20 protein-coding genes and 1 pseudogene are annotated in these 20,059 nt (G+C 60.2%); 8 read left to right on the top strand and 13 right to left on the bottom strand.

Features of this window, described 5'->3' with window-relative positions; translation table 11 throughout:
- Positions 1 to 329: 329 nt before the first annotated feature.
- On the bottom strand, positions 330 to 614 hold the full coding sequence (locus A477_RS22480) for a colicin immunity domain-containing protein (RefSeq protein ID WP_017200184.1): 285 nt from the start codon (positions 612 to 614) through the stop codon (positions 330 to 332).
- 466 nt (positions 615 to 1,080) lie between these two features.
- On the opposite strand from A477_RS22480, the gene A477_RS0117250 reads away from it, so the two are divergent.
- Positions 1,081 to 1,263 carry a hypothetical protein gene (locus A477_RS0117250; protein WP_017200183.1) on the top strand — a complete coding sequence of 61 codons (183 nt, stop codon included), beginning with the start codon at positions 1,081 to 1,083 and terminating at the stop codon, positions 1,261 to 1,263.
- A 54-nt stretch (positions 1,264 to 1,317) separates the two neighbouring features.
- On the opposite strand, the gene A477_RS0117245 is transcribed toward A477_RS0117250, so the two are convergent.
- The 5 genes and pseudogenes from A477_RS0117245 to A477_RS0117225 form a co-directional block, all read right to left on the bottom strand.
- The gene (locus A477_RS0117245) at positions 1,318 to 1,662 is read right to left on the bottom strand and encodes a hypothetical protein (protein WP_017200182.1); all 345 of its coding nucleotides are present in this window, start codon (positions 1,660 to 1,662) and stop codon (positions 1,318 to 1,320) included.
- 253 nt (positions 1,663 to 1,915) lie between these two features.
- Positions 1,916 to 3,085, bottom strand: a pseudogene (locus A477_RS22475) (IS30 family transposase).
- Between the two features lie 85 nt (positions 3,086 to 3,170).
- Positions 3,171 to 3,656 carry a hypothetical protein gene (locus tag A477_RS23360; protein WP_157367117.1) on the bottom strand — a complete coding sequence of 162 codons (486 nt, stop codon included), beginning with the start codon at positions 3,654 to 3,656 and terminating at the stop codon, positions 3,171 to 3,173.
- Between the two features lie 174 nt (positions 3,657 to 3,830).
- The gene (locus A477_RS24030) at positions 3,831 to 4,256 is read right to left on the bottom strand and encodes a GNAT family N-acetyltransferase (RefSeq protein ID WP_353579776.1); all 426 of its coding nucleotides are present in this window, start codon (positions 4,254 to 4,256) and stop codon (positions 3,831 to 3,833) included.
- A 239-nt stretch (positions 4,257 to 4,495) separates the two neighbouring features.
- The gene (locus tag A477_RS0117225; RefSeq protein WP_044569115.1) at positions 4,496 to 4,798 is read right to left on the bottom strand and encodes a hypothetical protein; all 303 of its coding nucleotides are present in this window, start codon (positions 4,796 to 4,798) and stop codon (positions 4,496 to 4,498) included.
- Positions 4,799 to 5,076: 278 nt separating this feature from the next.
- Here A477_RS0117225 and A477_RS0117220 point away from each other — a divergent pair, with 278 nt between their 5' ends.
- Together A477_RS0117220 and A477_RS24025 are read left to right on the top strand one after the other, a co-directional pair.
- A complete protein-coding gene (locus A477_RS0117220; RefSeq protein WP_017200177.1) occupies positions 5,077 to 7,608 on the top strand; it encodes a DUF4268 domain-containing protein in 2,532 nt (843 codons plus the stop codon).
- Positions 7,609 to 7,948: 340 nt separating this feature from the next.
- The gene (locus tag A477_RS24025) at positions 7,949 to 8,443 is read left to right on the top strand and encodes a recombinase family protein (protein ID WP_353579775.1); all 495 of its coding nucleotides are present in this window, start codon (positions 7,949 to 7,951) and stop codon (positions 8,441 to 8,443) included.
- A 97-nt stretch (positions 8,444 to 8,540) separates the two neighbouring features.
- Here A477_RS24025 and A477_RS22795 read toward each other — a convergent pair whose 3' ends face one another.
- Both A477_RS22795 and A477_RS23885 read right to left on the bottom strand, forming a co-directional pair.
- Positions 8,541 to 9,149, bottom strand: a complete 609-nt coding sequence (locus tag A477_RS22795) for an FG-GAP repeat domain-containing protein (RefSeq protein WP_157367116.1) — start codon at positions 9,147 to 9,149, stop codon at positions 8,541 to 8,543.
- Between the two features lie 239 nt (positions 9,150 to 9,388).
- The gene (locus A477_RS23885) at positions 9,389 to 9,514 is read right to left on the bottom strand and encodes a hypothetical protein (RefSeq protein ID WP_017200175.1); all 126 of its coding nucleotides are present in this window, start codon (positions 9,512 to 9,514) and stop codon (positions 9,389 to 9,391) included.
- Positions 9,515 to 9,665: 151 nt separating this feature from the next.
- On the opposite strand from A477_RS23885, the gene A477_RS0117205 reads away from it, so the two are divergent.
- Complete coding sequence (locus A477_RS0117205) at positions 9,666 to 10,283, top strand: hypothetical protein (RefSeq protein WP_017200174.1); 618 nt, start codon at positions 9,666 to 9,668, stop codon at positions 10,281 to 10,283.
- Between the two features lie 494 nt (positions 10,284 to 10,777).
- Entirely contained in the window at positions 10,778 to 11,602 is an 825-nt protein-coding gene (locus A477_RS23780) for a LapA family protein (protein WP_017200172.1), read from the top strand.
- A 37-nt stretch (positions 11,603 to 11,639) separates the two neighbouring features.
- Here the strand turns inward: A477_RS23780 and A477_RS0117190 are convergent, their stop codons facing one another.
- Positions 11,640 to 13,388, bottom strand: coding sequence for an L-aspartate oxidase (locus A477_RS0117190; RefSeq protein WP_017200171.1), 1,749 nt, complete (start codon positions 13,386 to 13,388; stop codon positions 11,640 to 11,642).
- Between the two features lie 71 nt (positions 13,389 to 13,459).
- Here A477_RS0117190 and A477_RS0117185 point away from each other — a divergent pair, with 71 nt between their 5' ends.
- Together A477_RS0117185 and A477_RS0117180 are read left to right on the top strand one after the other, a co-directional pair.
- Positions 13,460 to 14,401: a LysR substrate-binding domain-containing protein gene (locus A477_RS0117185; RefSeq protein ID WP_017200170.1), complete on the top strand. Its 942-nt coding sequence runs from the start codon at positions 13,460 to 13,462 to the stop codon at positions 14,399 to 14,401.
- Between the two features lie 50 nt (positions 14,402 to 14,451).
- Positions 14,452 to 16,038 carry a molybdopterin-dependent oxidoreductase gene (locus A477_RS0117180; RefSeq protein ID WP_026005727.1) on the top strand — a complete coding sequence of 529 codons (1,587 nt, stop codon included), beginning with the start codon at positions 14,452 to 14,454 and terminating at the stop codon, positions 16,036 to 16,038.
- Here A477_RS0117180 and A477_RS22460 read toward each other — a convergent pair.
- Positions 16,025 to 16,774: a cation efflux transmembrane domain-containing protein gene (locus A477_RS22460; protein WP_017200168.1), complete on the bottom strand. Its 750-nt coding sequence runs from the start codon at positions 16,772 to 16,774 to the stop codon at positions 16,025 to 16,027. The two genes, A477_RS0117180 and A477_RS22460, sit on opposite strands and share 14 nt — an antisense overlap.
- Positions 16,771 to 17,097 (bottom strand): ArsR/SmtB family transcription factor, encoded by a 327-nt coding sequence (locus A477_RS0117170; protein ID WP_017200167.1) that lies wholly within the window; start codon positions 17,095 to 17,097, stop codon positions 16,771 to 16,773. The genes A477_RS22460 and A477_RS0117170 overlap by 4 nt, the downstream gene beginning before the upstream one ends.
- Positions 17,098 to 17,259: 162 nt before the next feature.
- Here A477_RS0117170 and A477_RS0117165 point away from each other — a divergent pair, with 162 nt between their 5' ends.
- Complete coding sequence (locus A477_RS0117165) at positions 17,260 to 17,718, top strand: SRPBCC domain-containing protein (RefSeq protein WP_017200166.1); 459 nt, start codon at positions 17,260 to 17,262, stop codon at positions 17,716 to 17,718.
- 18 nt (positions 17,719 to 17,736) lie between these two features.
- Here the strand turns inward: A477_RS0117165 and A477_RS0117160 are convergent, their stop codons facing one another.
- Both A477_RS0117160 and A477_RS0117155 read right to left on the bottom strand, forming a co-directional pair.
- Positions 17,737 to 18,414, bottom strand: coding sequence for a response regulator (locus tag A477_RS0117160; RefSeq protein ID WP_017200165.1), 678 nt, complete (start codon positions 18,412 to 18,414; stop codon positions 17,737 to 17,739).
- Positions 18,411 to 20,059, bottom strand: a 1,649-nt coding sequence (locus tag A477_RS0117155) for a sensor histidine kinase (RefSeq protein WP_020372839.1), incomplete at its 5' end; no start/stop codon positions are given. The genes A477_RS0117160 and A477_RS0117155, both read right to left, overlap by 4 nt.

Here is a 20,059-nt window from a genome sequence, read left to right as displayed (position 1 = left end):
GTGTCCTCCAACGATGGTTGAGGCGCGAGCCCCATCACCGGAATGGGCATCAGCTTCAGGCGCTCGGCCCATCCGGCCCGCGGGTCGGGGGCGTCCTCGGGAAGAATGCTAGCCGGTCTCATGCCTCGACTATGAACCAAACGACGGCACCCTGTAAACGGGAACGAGTTTCGGCTCTCATGTCCGGAAAAGGATCGTCTAACGGGCACTTACACGGACGGGCTCGGCGGCATCATCAAGGCTCTCACGTAGATAATCTTTGGCGGTGATTGAATGCTCACTGCTCAGATCGCTTCCTATCTTGCGACCCGAGATAGTGCTGGTGCCGCTTATCCAGCAACAGTGGGGCCAGGCGTCACCGCAAGTTTCCTCAATTCTCTAAGTGCCAGGGCGGCCCTGTTTCTTAGTTCGTTCTCATTGACATCGTTGTCCCGAAGGTCCGGATCGTGGTTGTAGTCGTCAACCGCGTAGAACAACTGATCGAGAATCTTATAGATTTCCTCCGACCACTTGGTGAGATCGCCCTTATATAGAGGAAGGAATAAAGCTTCGAACTCGTCTGCACTAACGCGGTTATTGACCAGCAACCCCAGCAGCACCCCATATGGGGCCACGCTGGCATTCCATGCCCACCACCAAGGTGAATCTGATTCAGAGGCTGGCACGAGTAATCACATTCTCCAGTTGTCCTAGCGTCATCTTCTATCTCCTGATGAAGGCATCCGCCTGAGAGCTATGCGAGTGATTCTAATGTGCCCGGCCGGCTTCGGCTGACAGATCGTCCATCCGTGGGTACGAGCTCGCCTTGTCTGCCCCCCGTTTTTGCCTGCTTCTATGGGGAGATGAAAGGGAATTTGGTCTAGGCTCCGTATCTCATTGATCCGCCCGCAAGCCGGTGGTCTTTCGGACGCCCGACGTCCCTTAAAGGATCGTTGATCGGACGCCCTTCGAGGAGCGTCCTGCGGCTGTGACTTGCAGTAGATGCCCGAGTGGGTAGGCTCGCGGCATGGCATGCTCTCATGTACCGCTGGCTTGGTTCGACAATGGCATGATCCAAAAGCCCACAGAACTGGGGAAAAGATGACCGCCGGACGATGGGGACTGCTCGTCGTTGCAGTAGCGGTCCTGATCGTCTCCGTAGTTCTCGCTGTTCAGGGTTCAACGGGCCTATGGTTCACCGCAACGGCAATGGGCATCCTGATCGTCGCTACCCTGCGTGCAGCACTCAAAGAAAAGCGGCGGTCCCCGGACAGCAATAGGTAGAACCGTTCCAGAGGCCTTCTTACGTCCGGTGAAGGATCCACAACCGGACGCTTGTCACGAAATCTGCCATGGCTCCGGGGTTTGCCATCGAGCGAAGAACTTGTCGATCTCGTTAGGAGATGATTTGTCGACGGACAACCATTCTGCGGCTGCCTTGCGTCCGATCTTCTCGCATGCTTCCTCGGACGCCGGACCAGCTGGACTGTCGTAGAGGTCGCTGATTTCCATCCAGAGGGCATATGCGCCGCCATCGTGGGAGGATCCAAGGAACTCGCGAATGAACTGCTCGGCCTCCTCCATGACCAGGTCGTAGATGTGCTCACGTTCGGCCTCTAGCACCTTGTTGGCGACCTCGGTCATTGCTTGTAAAAAGCGAGACTCACGGATGGCATCTTCCATGTAAGTTCCTGTCATTCGGTGGACCAGTTATCAGTCATCCGCCTAATTGGACCAGGTGCCCCGTTACCTAGCAGGACAGGCCACTTACGCATTGGGCCCTTACAGCCACGGCTGCGCCCGTCAACCGGTCGTCCATGCACGCATCTTCTGGCACATTACTTCATGGACGAACCATTCCTCAGATAGGCCGCCAAGAGCGATCCATGACACCGATTTGCACAGCGCCCGGTCAAGGATCGGCGGATTCAGGCGGTTATTGCAACAGGAGTCCTTCGATCAATTCGATCGGTTTTCTGAACTCTAGCCTTTTGCGTGGCCGGTCGTTGAGTTCCTGTGCGACCCAGTCGAGGTCTTCGGCGCTGCGGATGCTCAGGTCCGTGCCTTTGGGGAAGTACCGGCGCAGCAGGCCATTGGTGTTTTCGTTGATGCCCCGCTGCCAGGGCGAGTGCGGATCGCAGAAGTAGATGTCGATGCCGGCGTCTATTTTCACGTTTTTCCAGTCCTGGATTTCGATGCCCTGGTCCCAGGTGAGGGAATGCCTCAGCGCCTCGGGGAGCGTCTTGATCTTGGCTGCTAGGGCGTCTCGCATCTGCTCGGCCTTGTATCCGTCCGGCAGGTACACAAGCATCGTGTAATTAGTGCTCCGCTCGACCAGCGTCCCAATCGCGGACTGATTCCCTTTCCCGATGATTAGATCACCTTCCCAATGCCCCGGCACGGCCCGGTCCTGAACCTCGGGAGGACGCTCGGAGATGTTGATCATTCCCGGGATCCGGTTCTTGCGCTGGCCGGCCTTGCGGCAGGGCTGCCTCATAGCCCGCCCGGTGCGCAAACACACGGCCAGATCACGGTTCAGCGCCCCGCGGGACTGCACGTAAAGGGACTGGTAGATCGTCTCGGGTGACACCCTCATCTCCGGCTCATCAGGGAACTCAACCCGAAGTCTTCCTGAGATCTGCTCGGGTGAGTACTTCTTTGTCAGGTCCTCTTCCGCCTTCGCACGCAGCGCGGTGTTCGTGTGGAGTTTGGCTGGTTTCGGGCGCGAGGCCCGCACATAGGCCAGTGCGTGCGCTGAGGTTGCCCGGTAGGGCAATCCTGCCACCGAGTTGCGCCGCAACTCCCTCGAAATCGTGGAAGCCGCTCTGCCGATCACGGCGCCGATGTGCCGTAGAGATTGTCCCTGGGCGCGCTATACCGCGATCTCTTCACGCTGGGCGAAGGTCAGGCACCGACCCTTCAGATCACGGCCCCGCCGAGGCCTGACACCACCGGCTTCAAGTAAGACCCTGCGCCCGGTACGCCGGCTCGTATCGATCGGAACAACGGCATCAGTAATGAAATCACCAGCCTGCATCCCGGCCCAAAAAACCTGCAAAAGATCAGGCCTCACATGAATTGAATACCCTGCCATGACAACACCCATCCGCTAAGTGTTGCAATCACCGCAAGAACCCAAGGATCCCTTTTCGACACACTTAACTTGAGGGGTCAGCTAGCAGACGATGGGGCTATTCGAAAAACGACCTCACTCGTTCGACGTAGTGTTGGCACAAAAGTTCGTAGTTCCTCTCATACCTGGCTAGATTTTCGGATTCTTCGGGTGGCAGTGTGAAGTATTTCCCAACTTCGAAAACTGACGTGCCATCGTCCGCAGTGTGCAGGGCGTACCGCAGTCGTGCTGCTGGGTCTTCGTCCCCCATGGTGCGGGTGATTGCCAGTTCCCGAGGGATCTCCTCCATCACCTCCACTGCAGACACGTGCTCGACGCCGGCCCGTACCGAGATAAATACCTGGATCTCACCGAGGCCTTCCACGTCAGGAGCACGAAAACCACACACAGTTTCCGGTGAAAGGAGCGGACCTTTCTCCGCAGGTTTGATGAGGTCCCAGATCAACTCGCGTGAGGCCTTTATGGGGGTGGACGCCGACACGAAATACACGGGCGCTTCGGCTAAGGGCGACGTTGCTGTTGATTTTTTGAACCAAGGACTCATGGCGTGAGTGTATATCGTCACAGCGGACCGGTGAGTGGCCATCTCAGGTTCTTCCAGAGCCAATGTTCTGGTCCCGTCCGCGTCCGGTCAAGGATCCTTTACCGGGCGCTTGATGACATCAGGATTCCGGCGGGTTCCAGAGCCGGTGTCGCTGGAACCCTGCTCCCGGCTTCGTCATGAGATTGGTTCTTTAAGGCTTAGTACGTAGCGGATAAAGGGCCGCCCGGAATCATCAAATATTCCGTACTCTGTGGGCTGCCAACCCGTGCTCTCGTAAATCCTGCGGGCAGTAGGATTTTCTGCCAGAACCCTGAGAGTGGCTTCTGCGAACTGCCCAATCGCAAGCGAGTTAGTGATTCTCGTCAGTAACGATTTTCCTAAGCCTTGAGACTGGCTTTCTGGGTCCACTGCCAGGAGGGTGAGGTGCGCCGTTCGAGCCGCACCTGGTTGAGTGCAGTCCGTTGCCATCGCAAACCCAAGGATCCTCGAAGCGCTTTCTGCAATGAAGAGGATGTTTCTTCCGCCTGTGAGTTTCTCTAGCGCTCTGCGCTTCACTTGTGGATCCCGGGGTGTGCTGTCGCGCGCGGCCAGGGCGTGCATCCAGAGTTCTGCACACGGGGAGAAGTCTGACTCGACTCCCTGACGAAAGGTGATCGGCGGCGGAGTCCGACTATTTGAACTTTGCATCGAGTCATTTGTAGCAGGAAACCGAAGCTGACGAATGGCAGTTCCTAGAAGGCTGCGGGCGATGGCGGACCCCACGCCAATCGCAGCTCGTAAGTCGGTGGACGGCCGGCCGTCGCTGCCCGTTCAAGGATCCTCAAGCGGACGCCTCCGCGTTAGCTCACCAACTTGTGACCGGTCGCCCGCAGAATGTCCCCTAACCACACGAGAGCGTAAGAAACGGCGTGTTCGGGATCTGCAGCGACGCTTCTGATGTTGTCCAGGGATTCAGTGAGCTGGCCGATGGTGAGTTCGGTCGGCTGGTCATAGACGTTGTAGATCTCATCAGGTTGGATGGACCAGAAATAGTCCGCATCCACCTCTATGGTCGAGCCATGGCGTTTCTCGATGTGCCGTATCAGCAGATCGAACACCTCGCGCAATTCCTGAGTTGTGAATCTCGTTGGATGGTCGGTCATTGAGGTCCTTCGTTCATCAACAAATCTTCTGCGAGCTGCAGCACCTTAGGCCCGATAATCATGACACCAGTCGTCTCTAACCATGATTTTGGCTCACACTGCCCGGAGAGGATCCCCTACCGGACGCGTAAAGCGTCCGTTGAGCCACCGGCTTTCGGGCATGCGTGCACAGGATCTAAGGCGATTCCAGCGACCCGAACATAGGCCATACCTGAAACGGAATCAGAGCCCTCTCTGTGTAACCTCATTTCATGCTTGTACAGGTCTAGGAGGCATGCGTGGTTCGAGCGGAAAACGGGACTCTCTCGGGGGTTTTGGAAGGAAAGAAGCAGTACCAGGTTCCGCTCTACCAGCGCGTGTACTCGTGGGGGAAGAGGCAACTCGACCAGCTATGGTCAGACGTCGTCGAATTGGGACGAGTTCTTGGCGAGGACCCGAAGGCTTCGCACTTCATAGGTTCCCTGGTGCTGGCAAGCAGTCCTGATTTCGGCGCTATCGGGGTCAACAAATTCCTTGTCGTGGATGGCCAACAGAGATTAACCACGCTGACTCTTCTCTTGGCGGCGCTCCGCGACCATTTGATTGAGACCGGAGATACCGATCGGGCGAACGGTATAGACGCGCAGTACCTAATCAACGTCTTCGACAGCGGCAAGCCGCTCAAGGTGCTTCCAACCCAAGCGGATCGGTCCGCATATGCTGCGGTGCTGCATCGATCGCCTCAGGCTGGCGGGGAGGACGCAGTGGGAGAGGCTTATCGGTTTTTCCGGTCCAAGATCGCCGCAGCTGACGATCCGGACGATCCACATGACCTAGAGATGCTCGAAGCCGCCGTGGTGCGCGGTCTCGCACTCGTGGTTGTTACGGCTGAGCCGTCCGACAATGCGCATCGCATTTTTGAGTCGCTGAACAACACTGGGCTCCGGCTTACCCAAAGTGACCTACTGAAGAACTACCTGTTCATGCGGCTCAGTGACCGTGCGGAGAGGGTTTATGAGAACATTTGGCTTCCGTTGGAGAAGAGGCTCGGCTCCGAAAATCTTGAGCTTTTGTTCTGGTTGGACCTCGTTCAACGAGACGAACGTGCGAAACAAGCAGACACATACGTCGGACAACAAAAACGTTTTGAGACTCTCAGAGGCATCGACGAGGTCGAAGCTGAAGTGGTCCGGATCGCCAAGCTCGGTGATGTGCTGGCAACGATTCTCGCCCCTGAAGGAGAGAAACACCCAGAGATACGTCGCCGCTTGACCAGGATCCGGGCGTGGGGGTCCACGACCGCGTATCCGGTGGTGATGCAGATCCTTACTCGGCGTGCCGCCGGTAGGGCTGGTGAAGACGAAGTCGTTCGCGCTCTGATGTATCTAGAGTCATACTTCGTGCGGCGCGTCGTTATTGGGCGTGCCACAGCCAACCTTAACCGCACTTTGCTCCAGGCCGTGGGTGCGATTAGCGACTCAGACGCAATCGACAGTGCACTGCGCGATTACCTGTCCCGGGGCCGCAAGTACTTCGCAACCGACCTCCAAGTGCGAGAAGCCGTCACGACCATTGCGTTCTATTGGCAAGGCCGCGGCCCGCAGAAAAAGCTCATTCTTCAGTGGCTGGAAGAGGCTTACCGGCCGAAAGAAATCGTGGAAATCGACCCTAAGCGGCTGACCATCGAGCACGTTTTGCCGCAGACGCTCTCGGCGTCGGTAAGGGAGACATTTGCTGAGGGTTTCGGTGCCGACGCTGACATCGACTACGAACATGAACGGCTCGTTCACACGCTCGGCAACCTCACTCTGAGTGGTTACAACAGCGAACTAAGCAACAGGCCATTCCACGAGAAGCGTGAGATGCTTGCCCAGAGCGGCTTGTTCATGAACCACGAAATCGCTGAACACGCTTCCTGGGGTGCTGAGGAAATCAACGCCAGGAGCTGCGCTCTTGCCGAAAAAATCATTGAACTGTGGCCGGGCCCCGATGAAAACATTGCGACTGGTGATGATGAGCCGTCGGCGCTGCGAAGCCAGATCGCCGGGATACTCGCTGAGATACCAGCGGGACGCTGGACTTCTTACGGTGACGCGGCCATCGTGGCCGGCACCTGGGCCCAGCCCCTGGCTGCGATTGTCGCGAACTACCCGATGCCCAACGCTTGGCGAGTCCTGCAGAACGGCGGGACTATATCTCCCGGGTTCCGGTGGACGGAACCTGGCCGCAGTGATGACCCGCGCGTGTTACTTGCGAAGGAGGGGCTCCGGTTCGACGCACGAGGACACGCCGACCCAGCGCAGTTCATGGGTGCTGAAGAGCTCGCGGATGCGGCAGGTCTCGACGTCGACGAGGATGCGATCACCTCACGACGCACGAAAACCCTGCTTCAGCCCAAAGCAGGGAGACGCATATCCGTAAGTGACGCCCAACTAGAGTTCTTCGAGCGAGTGCGCGAATACGGGCGCTCGAATGCACCGACCATCAGATCTTGGGGGAAGGCCGGTGCTCGGAACTGGTACGACGTCAGAATCGGCGATCCACGCGGCCTAATATCACTTGCCGTTAACTCTCAGAAGAAACTGGCCCACGCATCGTTTTGGATCCACGATGACAAGGACCTCTTCAACGAGTTACTAGCCCGCCGCGAGGCGCTCGAAGCCGAGCTAGGCTTCGACTTGGAGTGGGACGATAAACCTGGTCGCAAAGCATCCTCGCTGGGAATCACACGTCCCGGAAACTTCTTAGCTGCGGACCAATCGCAAGAACTCGTCGAGTGGCTAGTAACCAAGGCAGAAACGTTTGCGCAGGTATTACCGAAGTTCCTATGAAGCGTGGTGCTCACCACCACGCGATTGAGAGCAAACACTCGAAAAAGGTGACCGGATGTTTGGCCCGTCCTGCACTTGATGCCAGGGCCCAAGTAATCCACAAACCCATCAACCCTGACGGTGGAGACGCACGCTGGAGGACCCTCTACCGGGGCAGACGCCGGTCAACTCGGTAAAGGATTGCTAGGCGGCTTATGCCTTTTCTTGGTTTATTGCTTCATCCGCACGTTGTAACAGCGTCTGCCGGTCGTCCCAGAATCGGGCAGCCACGAGGGCACCTGCGCCAGCCCCTATAAGGGCCGTAACGGCCGGTACCACCAGACTGGGACCCTCCTTCCCAATGGCCAGCAAGGTTACCCACGCTGCGGGCACTGCGATAACGGCAGATCCAGCCGCGAAAAGGAATATTCACACAAGATCAGACATGCCCGTAAGCCGGTCCTCCATCGGCCGCCGTTCAGTCCGATCTTGCGGGCGTGAAATTCCGGCCGTTCAGGGTCCTCGGATTCCCGTAAGACCCGCCCGCGAAACTGCCCGGTCCAGGGGCGCCCTAAACGCTACACTCGGCGTCATGCTTTTCAGCCACGCCCGTGTCTGCACAAACACTCAAGATTTGACCGCCCATCGCGATGCCCTCGCGCCGGCCGCCGTGGATCCCAACGCTACCCACGTGGATCACAGATTCACAGGCACCCAGCGGGAACGGCCCGGCCTTGGCAAAGCTCAGGCCGCATGCCGAAACAGAGACACCGTCGTGGTGACCAAGCTTGATCGCCTCGCACGGTCGCTGCCCGACTCAAGGAATATCGCGGCCATCGATAGGCCCAAGCCATGACGACAAGGAAGCAGCAGCCCACGAAGGTGCAAGCGGTCTTTTTTGGTGTCCTAGCTCTGATGCTGCTTGCGAGCAGGGTCCTTTCGTTGTTTGAGGGTCATTCTCCAACAGTCCCTTTTTGGATCATTGTGGGGCTGAATCTCGTCCTCTTAGGCTTGTGCATTTGGTGGTAAGTCCGCGCTGCGAAGGCCCCAAGCCCTGAACCGCAGACAACTTGGAGGAGCCTTATATGGACCATGTCGTTCTTCCCGTCCCCATTGAAGTCGCCTGGTCCAACAAGGGAGTTCATGGCATTCCAACCGGCGCCTGTCACCCTCTGTGGCAACCAGCCGCCGGTTCCGTCGCCAGGGTAGAGCCACAGGACACCCGAATTGTCGCGACCCACGACATCAGACGTGCCATCACTGTTGAAATCGCCGACACCGATTGCCTCTGAACCGAAGAACCAGCCGTAGCCCGCCCACGTTAGGGCCAGCCAACCGCCCTGTCCATTTCCGCGCTCTATCCACATCCCGCCACGGTTTGAGACGGCTACGTCAACGAATCCGTCACCTTGGAAGTCGCCGATCCCTAAGCTATTAGTCTGGTTATTCCAGCCGCCGGCTGCCAACACACGTGGCATCCATCCCGCCGAGCCGTTTCCGGGGTAGAGCCATAGGTCGCTGGTCGCCGTCACGGGCCAGAATGTCAGGTTTGTGGTGCCCATTAAAGTCGTTCTCGACGGCGCTCGATGCTGTTCCGAGATTTGAGTGTGCCGCATCCTTGATTCCGCTGGCCTCGGCGGGTGGACCCGAAGTTCCCAGCAACGGTGCCAGCACGATTGCGACGGCGACCGTCCCCGCCGCACCGCGCCGTCGTCGTTCATTGAAGGCCTGAAACCCACGCAAAGCACCCACTACAACCTCCCCCAAAAAAAGTGTGTGACGCGATAGTGGCACCGGCTGGTCATTTGGCGGACTTGAAGACGATCGAGTCGAAGACGGCCCGTGCCTCTCTCGTCAGTTCCGGGTTGATCGATTCGTGGAACGTGGTCAACCCGATAACAGCGCGTTCGCCGTTCAGGTTGACCACCCAACGGAGATCGGACTCATGTCCGCGTTAAGGCAGGTGACCGATGCTCCGCGGTCGGCGCAATGGGCACAACTGCCCCCGTAGGAAGTTCACTGGTCACGCCCGCGGGTGATTTACTGACCTGACCGTCACATACTTCAGGGGGACAGGTATGAAGGGCTTGGTTGCCACTTTCTTGCTCGCATCGTTGGTGCTCACAGGCTGCGCTGCTGCTGTTCCAAACGGCCCGGCGACGGCGTCAACGGCGCCTTCCGCACTAACTGGCGCGAAGACCTACGCAAGGTTGAACCCCGCGGGCATCGAGCAGATCAAGAAGTCGAGGATGGCTGTTTTCGACATGACGTCCGGGGAGCTCACAAAAGAGAGTGTCGGCCTCGAAAACGGCACCAGCCAAGCTCCGGATGTACTCATATCTGATGGCCTGATGGAACTGAAAATCGAAGCGCCGACGGGACTGATCAGCGCTAAGACGGATCGGCTCCGGCTTAACGGCATGAATGACAGGTCCGACTTCGGCGAAATCACGTACTTCCTCAAGGCCGATTCGTTCGAGGACTTCACCGCCCTGATCCGCGACGGCGTGGAACGCTACGGAATTCCCGGCGAGTCAGCAGAGGGCTGGATCGAATCGATGTCCAGTCGGCCTGAAGATGAGGGCGATTTCTCCTTGGCCCCGGGCACCTCAACAGGCCTCCGGGTCTCGTACGACCTCCGCTATGACGGCTCAAAGGACGTGCAGGTCATTATTGTGCACGTTCACCCCGCCTAATCCCTGCACCAGCCCTCCGTAGGAAGAGCACCGTGGAACCTCACAACCCGTACTCCCCGCATTATTTCCCGAGTCACCCCGGACAGGTCCAACCTCCGCCGCTGCCGGCGTGGGCCAGGACATTTCGGACGATCCTGCTGATCCTTGCAGGTCTTCTGGTGCTCCTGCTGCTGCTTCTTTTCGGGGCAGCTATGTCCGGATCGGCTGACATGTACAGCGAAGGCGGGCGCAGCGTTCTACAGGCCACCATTTGGCTAGGTTTGGGGACAGTTTTGCTGACGATCCCGTACGTGATCGCCAGCATCATCTACGCTGCTCTATGGGCCGGCAAGCTGCGCGGGAGAGGTTATCGTAGGCACCCAGGGACGACCTGGATCCTGATTGCCGGCCCGATTGTTTCTGCGTTACCTATATTGGGCCTAATAGGGCTGATCACTGCCGACCCCAGCACGTTGTGAACCTCTGACCAGCTGACCTGAAAGAAAGACCGGACCATGAATTCCGACCGCCATCGGCGCAATGATGACGTGTACGCAGAGCACAAGGCTGCAGTGGCCGCCGGGGAAAAGCGCGTACTCCGCAACACCAGTACCGGTGACCTGCACAGCTACCCTGCAGACGAAATTGGCTTTACGCCCGGTGGTGGGCAGGCCCAGGTCAGCACATGGTGGGGGATGGGAATTCTCGCGGTCGTTGCCGCGGTACTCACTGTCTTTTCTGTGGTGCTGTTCCTGGCTCCGCTGGGGCAGGGGCAAAGCCCAATGTGGGGAGCGCTGTTTCTGACCGCCGGAGGCGGAGCATTCACCTTCTATGCAGTCACGCTGTCCCGCCAGGAATACCGGGCGACGCAGCTCCGTAAGTTGCGGGGTTCACCGAAACCAAGCTCTACCGGCCGGGCGGACTATTGGGAGCCAGTTGTACCGCCAGTTGAGCCGCCAACTGACGGTAAAAACAAGGTGAAATCACTGGACGACTACCTCTACGACATCCACAATCGACCATCCAACGGGACACTTCGTTTCTGGATCGGGTTTCAACTGGTCATCCTGGGCGCCCTTGGCTATGTGATCCCGCTTTTCAGCCTTCACTGGATGGGCGTGCGGCAATGGGCGCTCGTTTTTATCCCATTGATATGCGCGGCGGCGTTGGTTTGGTGGTTCGTGCGTTTCATGAGCCGGCGAGGCGGACGGACCAAAGCCCAGTACCGGGCTTACGGCGGCGACCCCGCCGGCACAAGTGACCTTCTGTTCGGCCAAGTGACATACGAGATCACTCCGGATGGCCGTTGGAAGTGGCCGACGCCAAGCTCGGGGGACTAGCGCTGGAGAGCAGCGTAGGCGGCCTGAGTCGCCCTATCTACTCCACAAGCTTTCCTGCGACAGAGTCCTCGGCGTGAGCCTCAGCCAGGGCTCGGAAGGAGTCTGGGGCCGGGGCCAACGTTTCGAAGCTGACACCTTCACCTGGTGACCAGACAAAATTTCCCTGCAGCGCTGGATCCAGCGTTGGGAAGTCGGCCCGGTTGTGTGCTCCGCGGGTCTCGCGGCGTTCACGTGCACACTCCAAGGTGGCTCGTGCGGCGAGGAGGGAACCCAGAAGGTCGTAGGCGTGGGCCAGATCGTCGAACCCCGCAATGTCCGGGTGCGCTGTAACGAACTGCGCACGTCCCTCCAGATCATCCAGCTTCCCGAGTCCCGCCAGCAGCCCCTGCTCGGTGCGCACTACGCCGGCATGTTCGGTCATCAGATTCCGCAGTTCACGCTGCAGCCGACGCGCCGACTCCGTACCCTTCCCGTTAAGCAGGCTCTGCATTTCGTTGCGGGCAAGCCCGACTGCCGAAGGATCCCGATGCACATCGGTGAGCGAACGTACGTACTCGGCCACATGCTCTCCGGTGATACGCCCGTAGACCAGCAGCTCAATCAGGGAGTTGCCCCCGAGGCGATTGGCTCCGTGCAGCCCCGAGGATGCCTCTCCGATGGCATACAGTCCGTTCACTCCCGTTCCGTGGTCCTCCGGTGCAACCCAGACTCCGCCCATCGAGTAGTGAGCGGTAGGTGCGATCTCCATCTTGGTAGTGGTGATGTCCAGCATCTGAAGGTCAATCAAGGTGCGATAAACCCTGGGCAGCTTTTCTATGATGGTCTCTCGAGGCAGGTGGGAGACGTCCAGGTAAACTCCGCCCTTCGCAGTCCCACGGCCCTCCGCAACCTCGGTGAATCCGGCCAGGGCCACGCGGTCCCGGGTGGAGAGCTCCATGCGCTCGGGATCGTAACGTTCCATGAAGCGCTCGCCGAGTGCGTTGGTGAGGATGCCGCCTTCTCCGCGTGCCGCTTCGGACACCAAGGTTCCTGCGGCGTCGTCGGGCTCCAGCAGGCCGGAGGGGTGGAACTGGACCAACTCGGCGTCGCGGATCCGGGCACCGGCCAGGGCAGCCAGGCGGAAAGAGTCGCCGGTGTTTTCATCGCGTCGTGAGGACGTGTGGCGCCAGATGCGCGTATGGCCACCGGCGGCGAGGATGACCGCATCGGCGTGGATTTGGACGGGGGTGCCATCCACTATGTCGAAACCATAGGCCCCGAAAATGGTGCCGTCGGACACTAGTAGCCGGGTGATGTACACGGTGTCGATGATGGGTACGTTCAACTCTGCCGCGCGGCGCATGAGCGTGCGCTGGATCTCCAGCCCGGTGTAGTCCCCGGCGTAGGCGGTGCGGCGATACTTGTGAGCGCCGAAGAAGCGCTGGGAGATGCGCCCGTCCTCCTCGCGCGCGAACGGCATGCCCCACTGTTCAAGGTCCTCGATACCGCGGGCCGCGTTCCGGGCTACGGTTTCCACGATGGTCGGGTCGGCCAGGAAGTACGACTCCCGCAAGGTGTCTGCGGCGTGCTGTTCCCAGCTGTCTTCCGGGTCCATGGTGCCCAAGGCAGCGTTGATGCCACCAGCGGCCAGGCTTGTGTGAGCATCATGCTTTCTGCGCTTACCCACTGCGAGAACTTGGACGCCTCTTTGGGCTAGTTCAATGGAGGCGCGCAACCCGGCGCCCCCGGTGCCGATGACCAGCACCGAAGTGGACAAGAGACGTTCTGGAGCTGAAGAGAGGTTCATATCAGCAACGGTAGGAGGAATGCCGCAATGTCTCCAATGAATTATTTGCCTCATCCCGATGCGTTTATGCTATGACCATGAAGCTAGACCAGTTGCGTTCCTTTGAGATGGTGGCTCGAGTAGGCCATTTCACACGCGCGGCCGAGGAACTGTATCTTGCCCAACCGTCACTGAGCCGGCAGATCGCAGCACTTGAGGCTGATCTCGGCACAGAGCTCTTTCACCGTCGGCCTTCAGGGGTGACACTGACAAACGCGGGGGAGTTGCTCCTGCCCATCGCGCGGCGCATGCTCGGCGATGCCCAGGCCGCCCAGGATCAGATCCAGGAACTCGCAGGATTGCGCCGCGGCCGCGTCCGCCTCGGCGCCCCACCTACCTTGTGCGTCTCGCTGGTTGCCGATGTGCTGGCCGCTTTCCGCAACGCGTATCCCGGCGTGGAGTTGCACATCACTGAAGGCGGTTCGCGTTTTCTGGTTGAGGCCCTCAATGAAAGCACGCTGGATCTGGCCTTGGTGGTCACGCGTGGAACCGACCCGTCCGTGCCGGGCACTGAGCTGGTCCCGCTGCTTTCCGAGGAGCTGGTGGTCATATCCGCTGCGAAATCAGGGTCACCGGAAGAATTCACACTTGAGGAACTTGCGCATGTGCCGCAGGTGGCGTTCAACCGCAGTTATGAGCTGCGCGTGGCCACAGATGCTGCGTTCTCCGCCGCCGGTCTCGAACCTGTGATCGCCGTCGAAGGAGGGGAGATGGACGCCGTGCTTCGGTTCGTGGAACGCGGGCTGGGTGTAGCGGTGGTGCCGGCCATGGTGGTCATTGATCGACCCGGGCTGCGGAGTGCCCGTTTAGTGCGTCCCTCCCTGACGCGAACCGTCAACCTGGCGCGCCGCAACGACGTCGGACCTTCAGCGGCCGCCGCCGCCATGCAGCAGTTCATCTTCGACACCGTGGACCGGCTCGCGGCACCGGGCACCGAGCTGTCGCGCCTGGTCACGGCGGCGCCACGTGAATAGCTGAAGGATGTTTCACCAATCCCTGCTCCCCGTCGCTCCGAACCATTTACATGACAAACCTCGGAACCCGGGCTAAAGGCCCCACCATGATGGCCGCACTGGCAGGCGTGGTGTCGGCCGCCGTCGTTCTCGCCGTTGCAGAGCTGATCGGCGCATTCTTCACTGCCAGGGCGACCCCGGTATTTGCGCTGGGATCCACGTTCATCGACTTCACGCCGTCGTGGATGAAGGACTTTGCGATTGCCACGTTCGGTACCAACGACAAGGTTGCGCTGTTCGTGGGCATGGGTGTGACCATCGCAGTGCTCGCTTGTGTGCTGGGCGTGGTGGCTTACCGGAAGTGGGCCCTGGGTGTCCTGGGCGTGCTGTTCATGGGCGTCGTGATTGTGGCCTCTGTCCTGACTCGGGCCGGCGTTGGACCCGCCGACGCCATCCCTTCGGTGCTGGGAACAATCGCCGGCCTTGTCGTCCTGCGCCGCCTCCTGGTGCCGCTGTGGGGGTTGAAGGCGTGGCCGGAAGCGCCCGCTGACATAGCAGCCGACGTCGAGGATCAGGTTGGAGGCATCGGCACCAGCCGCCGTCGTTTCTTTGCCGCTGCCGGGATCACAGCGGTGGCCGCCGGAATCGCGGCGACCGGTGGGCGGCTGCTGGGTGCAGCGCGCAACAATATAGCCCAGGCCCGCGAGGCCCTCCGTCTACCGGCGCCGGCCAGGGCTGCGGCCGCTGTACCGGCCGGCGTCCAGTCCCCGGTTGCCGGAGTTACGTCCTGGCTGACGCCCAACAGTGAGTTCTACCGCATTGATACGGCCCTGAGCGTCCCGGAAATCAACATCGATGATTGGGAACTGCGAGTGCACGGAATGGTTGAGGAGGAGGTCACCCTCACCTTCCAGGACCTGCTCGACGCCGATCTGATCGAGTCTCACGTCACCCTCACCTGCGTATCGAACCCGGTGAGTGGAAATCTGGTGGGAAACGCCAAGTGGCTGGGCCTTCCCATCCGCGACGTCCTGGCCAGGGCCAAGCCCAAGGAGGGCGCGGACATGGTGCTCTCAAGATCCATCGACGGCTTCAGTGCTTCCACACCGCTGGAGGTCCTGCAGGATGACCGCGATGCCATGCTGGCCATTGGCATGAACGATGAACCTCTTCCTGTGGAGCACGGATATCCCGTGCGGATGGTGGTCCCGGGGCTGTACGGCTTTGTCTCCGCCACTAAGTGGGTGGTGGAGCTGGAGGTTACCCGCTTCGCGGACAGCAAGGCTTACTGGACCGAGCGCGGCTGGTCAGAGCGCGGCCCTATCAAGACCATGGCACGTGTGGACGTACCGGCGTCCTTCGCGAAAATGCCGGCAGGGAAGGTCGCCGTGGGCGGCACCGCCTGGGCGCAGACGCGCGGAATCACCAAGGTGGAAGTCCAGATCGACGATGGCGAGTGGGTGGAAGCGACGCTCTCTACTGAAGCCTCCACGATTACCTGGCGCCAGTGGTCCTACGAATGGGACGCTACGCCCGGCATTCACTACGTCAAGGCCCGGGCCACCGATGGAACCGGCGAAACGCAGACGGACAAGCGCGCCGATCCGGTGCCGGACGGGGCCTCGGGCTGGCCGTCGGTAATGGTCACCGTGGAGTAATCGCGGAGGCCTTTGGCCGGCATTCCGCGCAGCAGGCATCTGCTGGTGGGGCGCCTGCACCCTTGGTGATTGAAGTTACCGCCAGGCTTGTAGACGGCGAGGGCGTGCTGATGGGTGAACAGCAAGTATCGCCGCGCCAAGCGTTGATACCTTCCCGGACAGCGATGCCTGCGATGACCAGTGCCGCGCCGGCGTCGGCCCACCACCAGCCCAACGTGCTGTTCAAAACCAAGCCAATCAGCAGGACGGCCGAGAGATAGGTGCAGAGCAGAGTCTGTTTAGAGTCGGCGACGGCGGTCTTGGAACCGAGCTCTCGTCCCGCCCGGCGCTGTGCCCATGACAGGACAGGCATGATTGCCAGGCTCAGGGCAGCAATCACGATGCCGGGCGTGGAATGCTGCGCTTCCCCTGCTCCTGTGAGCGAACGGATGGCATCGAAGGACACGAACGCGGCGAGGGCGAAGAAGGAGAAGGCAATAATCCGCAGAGTGAGGTGCTCGCGCCGTTCCGGATCTTTGCTCGCGAACTGCCAGGAGAGCGCCAGAGCGGAAGTGACTTCGATGATCGAGTCCAGTCCAAAGCCGATGAGCGCGGAGGAGTCGGCAACACCGCCGGCCCACAATGCGACTACTGCCTCGATGAGGTTGTAGCTGATGGTCGCGGCTGCGAACAGCCGTATGCGCCGCATGAGTATCAGACGGCGTTCCGGGGCCGTAAGCGTCAGCGCGGTGCTCATGTCAGGCATGTCCCGTCGGGTGCGCAGCAAGCCGGGTCGACGGCGAGGACCACGTCCACCAGGTCCTTGATGGCGTGACCCAGCCGGGCATCGGCAAGTTCATAGCGGGTCCGTCGGCCATCCGGAACAGCAACTACCAACCCACATCCGCGCAAACAGGTGAGGTGGTTGGACATGCTTTGCCGGGACACTCCAATTGCGTCCGCCAAGTCGGATGGATACGACGGAGACTCCGCTAGTGCCAAGAGGACCTGCGCACGGGTCGGATCTGAAATTGCATAACCGAACCGGGCCAGCACGGGTGCATGCGTAAGGGCTTCCATGCAATTGGATAATACACTCAGGCCTGTATTCATCCAAGGCTGTACTCAGAAAGTTGTGACCCGTTTGTGCGAAGCCGACCCTCAATTCATGGCTTTCAATTTGGCAGCGCCCCTGTAGCATCAGCACCATCACTGCATTCCCGCGTAGAGGAGTCGTAAGCCATGCCCGAAACATCTGACGGAACTGCCACCACAACCAGTAAGACATTCAGCCGGGAAACGCGGATCGCCACCACAATCGACGCACCCCCGTCCGCTGTCTGGCTCCTTCTGACCAACGCCAAGGACTACCCGGCGTGGAATTCCACCATCGTGTCAGTAGACGGTGAAATCGCTCCAGGCTCGAAAATAAAGCTGGTCTCCAAACTTGATCCGAGCCGTACTTTCACCCTCAAGGTCAAGGAGTTCCAGGCACCAACCAAGCTCTCCTGGGGTGACGCCCTCGGGACCCGCGTCTACACCATTACGGAGACCAATGATGGGCGGTCCCGGTTTGAGATGACCGAGAAAATCGGCGGTCCCATCTTTCCCCTCTTTGCATCGAAGATTCCGTCCTTTGATGCCAGCTTCACCCAGTTCGCGGCAGACCTGAAGGCGGCGGCCGAAAAAGCCGGAGCATAACGCCGGGGATCGCGGACCCTACGGAACAAACCTGTAGCCCATGCCCGGCTCGGTGATCAGATGCCGGGGGTTGCCCGGTTCCTCCTCAAGCTTGCGCCTGAGCTGGGCCATGTAGACGCGAAGGTAATTTGCTTCCTTGGCGTAGGCGGGTCCCCAGACTTCCGTGAGGAGTTGCTGCTGGGTGATGAGCTTGTCCGGATTCCTCAGCAGGATGTCCAGGATGTTCCACTCCGTCGGAGTCAGCCGAACATCCAGCCCTGATTTGATGATTTGTCTCTTCTTCAGGTCCACGGTGAAGGAGCTGGTTTCCACTGTGGTGATGTCTTCGCCGGGCTCTATGCTGCGACGCATCAAAGCGCGGAGCCTCGCCAGCAGTTCATCCAGCCCGAAGGGTTTGGTGATGTAGTCGTCCGCCCCGGCGTCCAAAGCCTCCACTTTGTCGCTGGACCCATGCCTGGCGGACAGGACCAGGATGGGAAGGGAGCTCCACTCCCGCAAGGCAGAAATGACGGCGGTGCCATCCATGTCGGGTAGGCCCAGGTCCAGGATCATCACTGCGATGGGCCGTTGGGCGGCTGCGTGTAGTGCCGATTGCCCGTCGGTTGCTGTGACCACCGTGTACCCCTGCCCTTTCAAAGTGATGGCGAGCGCCCGGACGATGTGCGGGTCATCGTCCACAACAAGGATGGTGTTCACTTATTGCCTTTCGGGGCGGGCAGTGCGTGAAGCTCAGGAGGCGTGAGGCGTTGTTGTGGGTCAAAGGAGTGGCCCGTGGAAAGGGGCAACCTGACCAGCATGGTCAGCCCCCCGCCGGGTGTTTCTTCAGCGGTGAGCGTCCCGCCCATGGCTTCGGTAAAGCCCTGTGCCACAGCTAAACCCAAACCTACGCCCGTGGCTGCAGGCACGTCGTCGAGCCTTTGGAAGGGTTGGAACATTTTGAGCACATTGGCTGCTGGTACACCCTGCCCGTGGTCGATGATGCGGAGCTCGCCGGCCGGTCTGCCAGCCAACGTCGAAGTGCTGAGGCCGCCAGCGGCCCCCACAATGACCACGTCCGAGTCCGGCGCGTACTTCACCGCATTTTCCACGATGTTGGCAATGACTCGCTCCAGCATGCCGGCGTCGGCGTCCACTGCGGGCATGTTCGGCGGGAGGTCGACCCTGACCCGGCCAGGTGTGATGCCGTGCAGGGCTGCGGGAATGACGTCGTACCAGCGGAGGGGTTTGATGAGGGCGTTCACGGAATCCGAGGTGATGCGGGACATGTCCAGCAGGTTGCCTACCAACCCGTCCAGGCGATCCGAGCATTCGTCGATGGTTGCCAGTAGTTCCTCTTCCTCCTGTTGGGTGTACCTAACATCTGGTTGACGAAGTCCTCCCACTGCGAGTTTGATGCCGGCCAGCGGAGTGCGCAGGTCATGGGACACAGCCCGGAGGATGGATGTCCGCATGGTGTTGCTCTCGACCAGGCGGATCACTTCACGGCGCGTGGCTGCCAGTTGGCGGCGTTCAAGCAGCGCAGAAAGGTGTGCCCCGAAGGCGCCCAGGAGTCGGCGGTCGCTGGCTGGCAGGACCCTTCCGGTGAGGACAAGCCGGGTGTTGCGGTCAACTTGCTCAATGTTTTCGCTATCGTCCGGGTCGGTCTGCGGCTTGCCTGCGGACGCCACCAGCTGCCACGCTTCGCCGCCCGGGGACGAATTGCTCTTCGCCACGGTGGAAACGTATAGAGCAGCGGTGTGGACTTGGAAGACGTCCAAGGCCTGTTCCAAGAGACCTTGGACGGGGTCTTCGGCTGTGGACGCTCCGCGGGTGAGGTCCCCGAGCGTGGCTGCTTCAGACCGGGCCCGCGCGGCTTCTTTCGAGCGCCGCGCGGAGAGGTCCACCACCACCGCCACAGCGGAGGAGACTCCCGCGAACACAAGGAGTGCCAGCAGGTTTTGGGGGTCGTTGATAGTCAGGGTCCCCAGCGGCGGAATGGAGAAGTAGTTCACCAGAAGGCTGCTCCACAGGGCGCCCAGGAGTGCGGGCCAGAGTCCACCGATCAAGGCGACGGCTACAGAACCGGTGAGCTGGATGAGGACTGCCGTAGCGATGTTGTGTGCAGGTGCTGCTGCCAGCAGCAGTTGCAGGAGCACAGGCACCACAAGGGCCATGGCAAATCCCACCGCTACCCGCAGACGCCCAAGGTCGCGCTTTCGGGTGCGTTCCACGCCACGGCCTCCCAAGGGATGGGAAACCATATGGACGTCGATATCGCCTGAACCCCGGACCACCCGGCTTCCAACCCCGCCTGTCAGGAAGCTGGCTGGGAGCTTGTGGCGGGGAAAACCCCCCCCCAACT

The sequence above is a fragment of the Arthrobacter sp. M2012083 genome, from assembly GCF_000281065.1.
In the GTDB taxonomy this organism is placed as follows: Bacteria; Actinomycetota; Actinomycetes; order Actinomycetales; family Micrococcaceae; genus Arthrobacter.
Note: the sequence above shows the minus strand (reverse complement) of the source record. Positions and strands in the feature narration are given on the sequence as shown.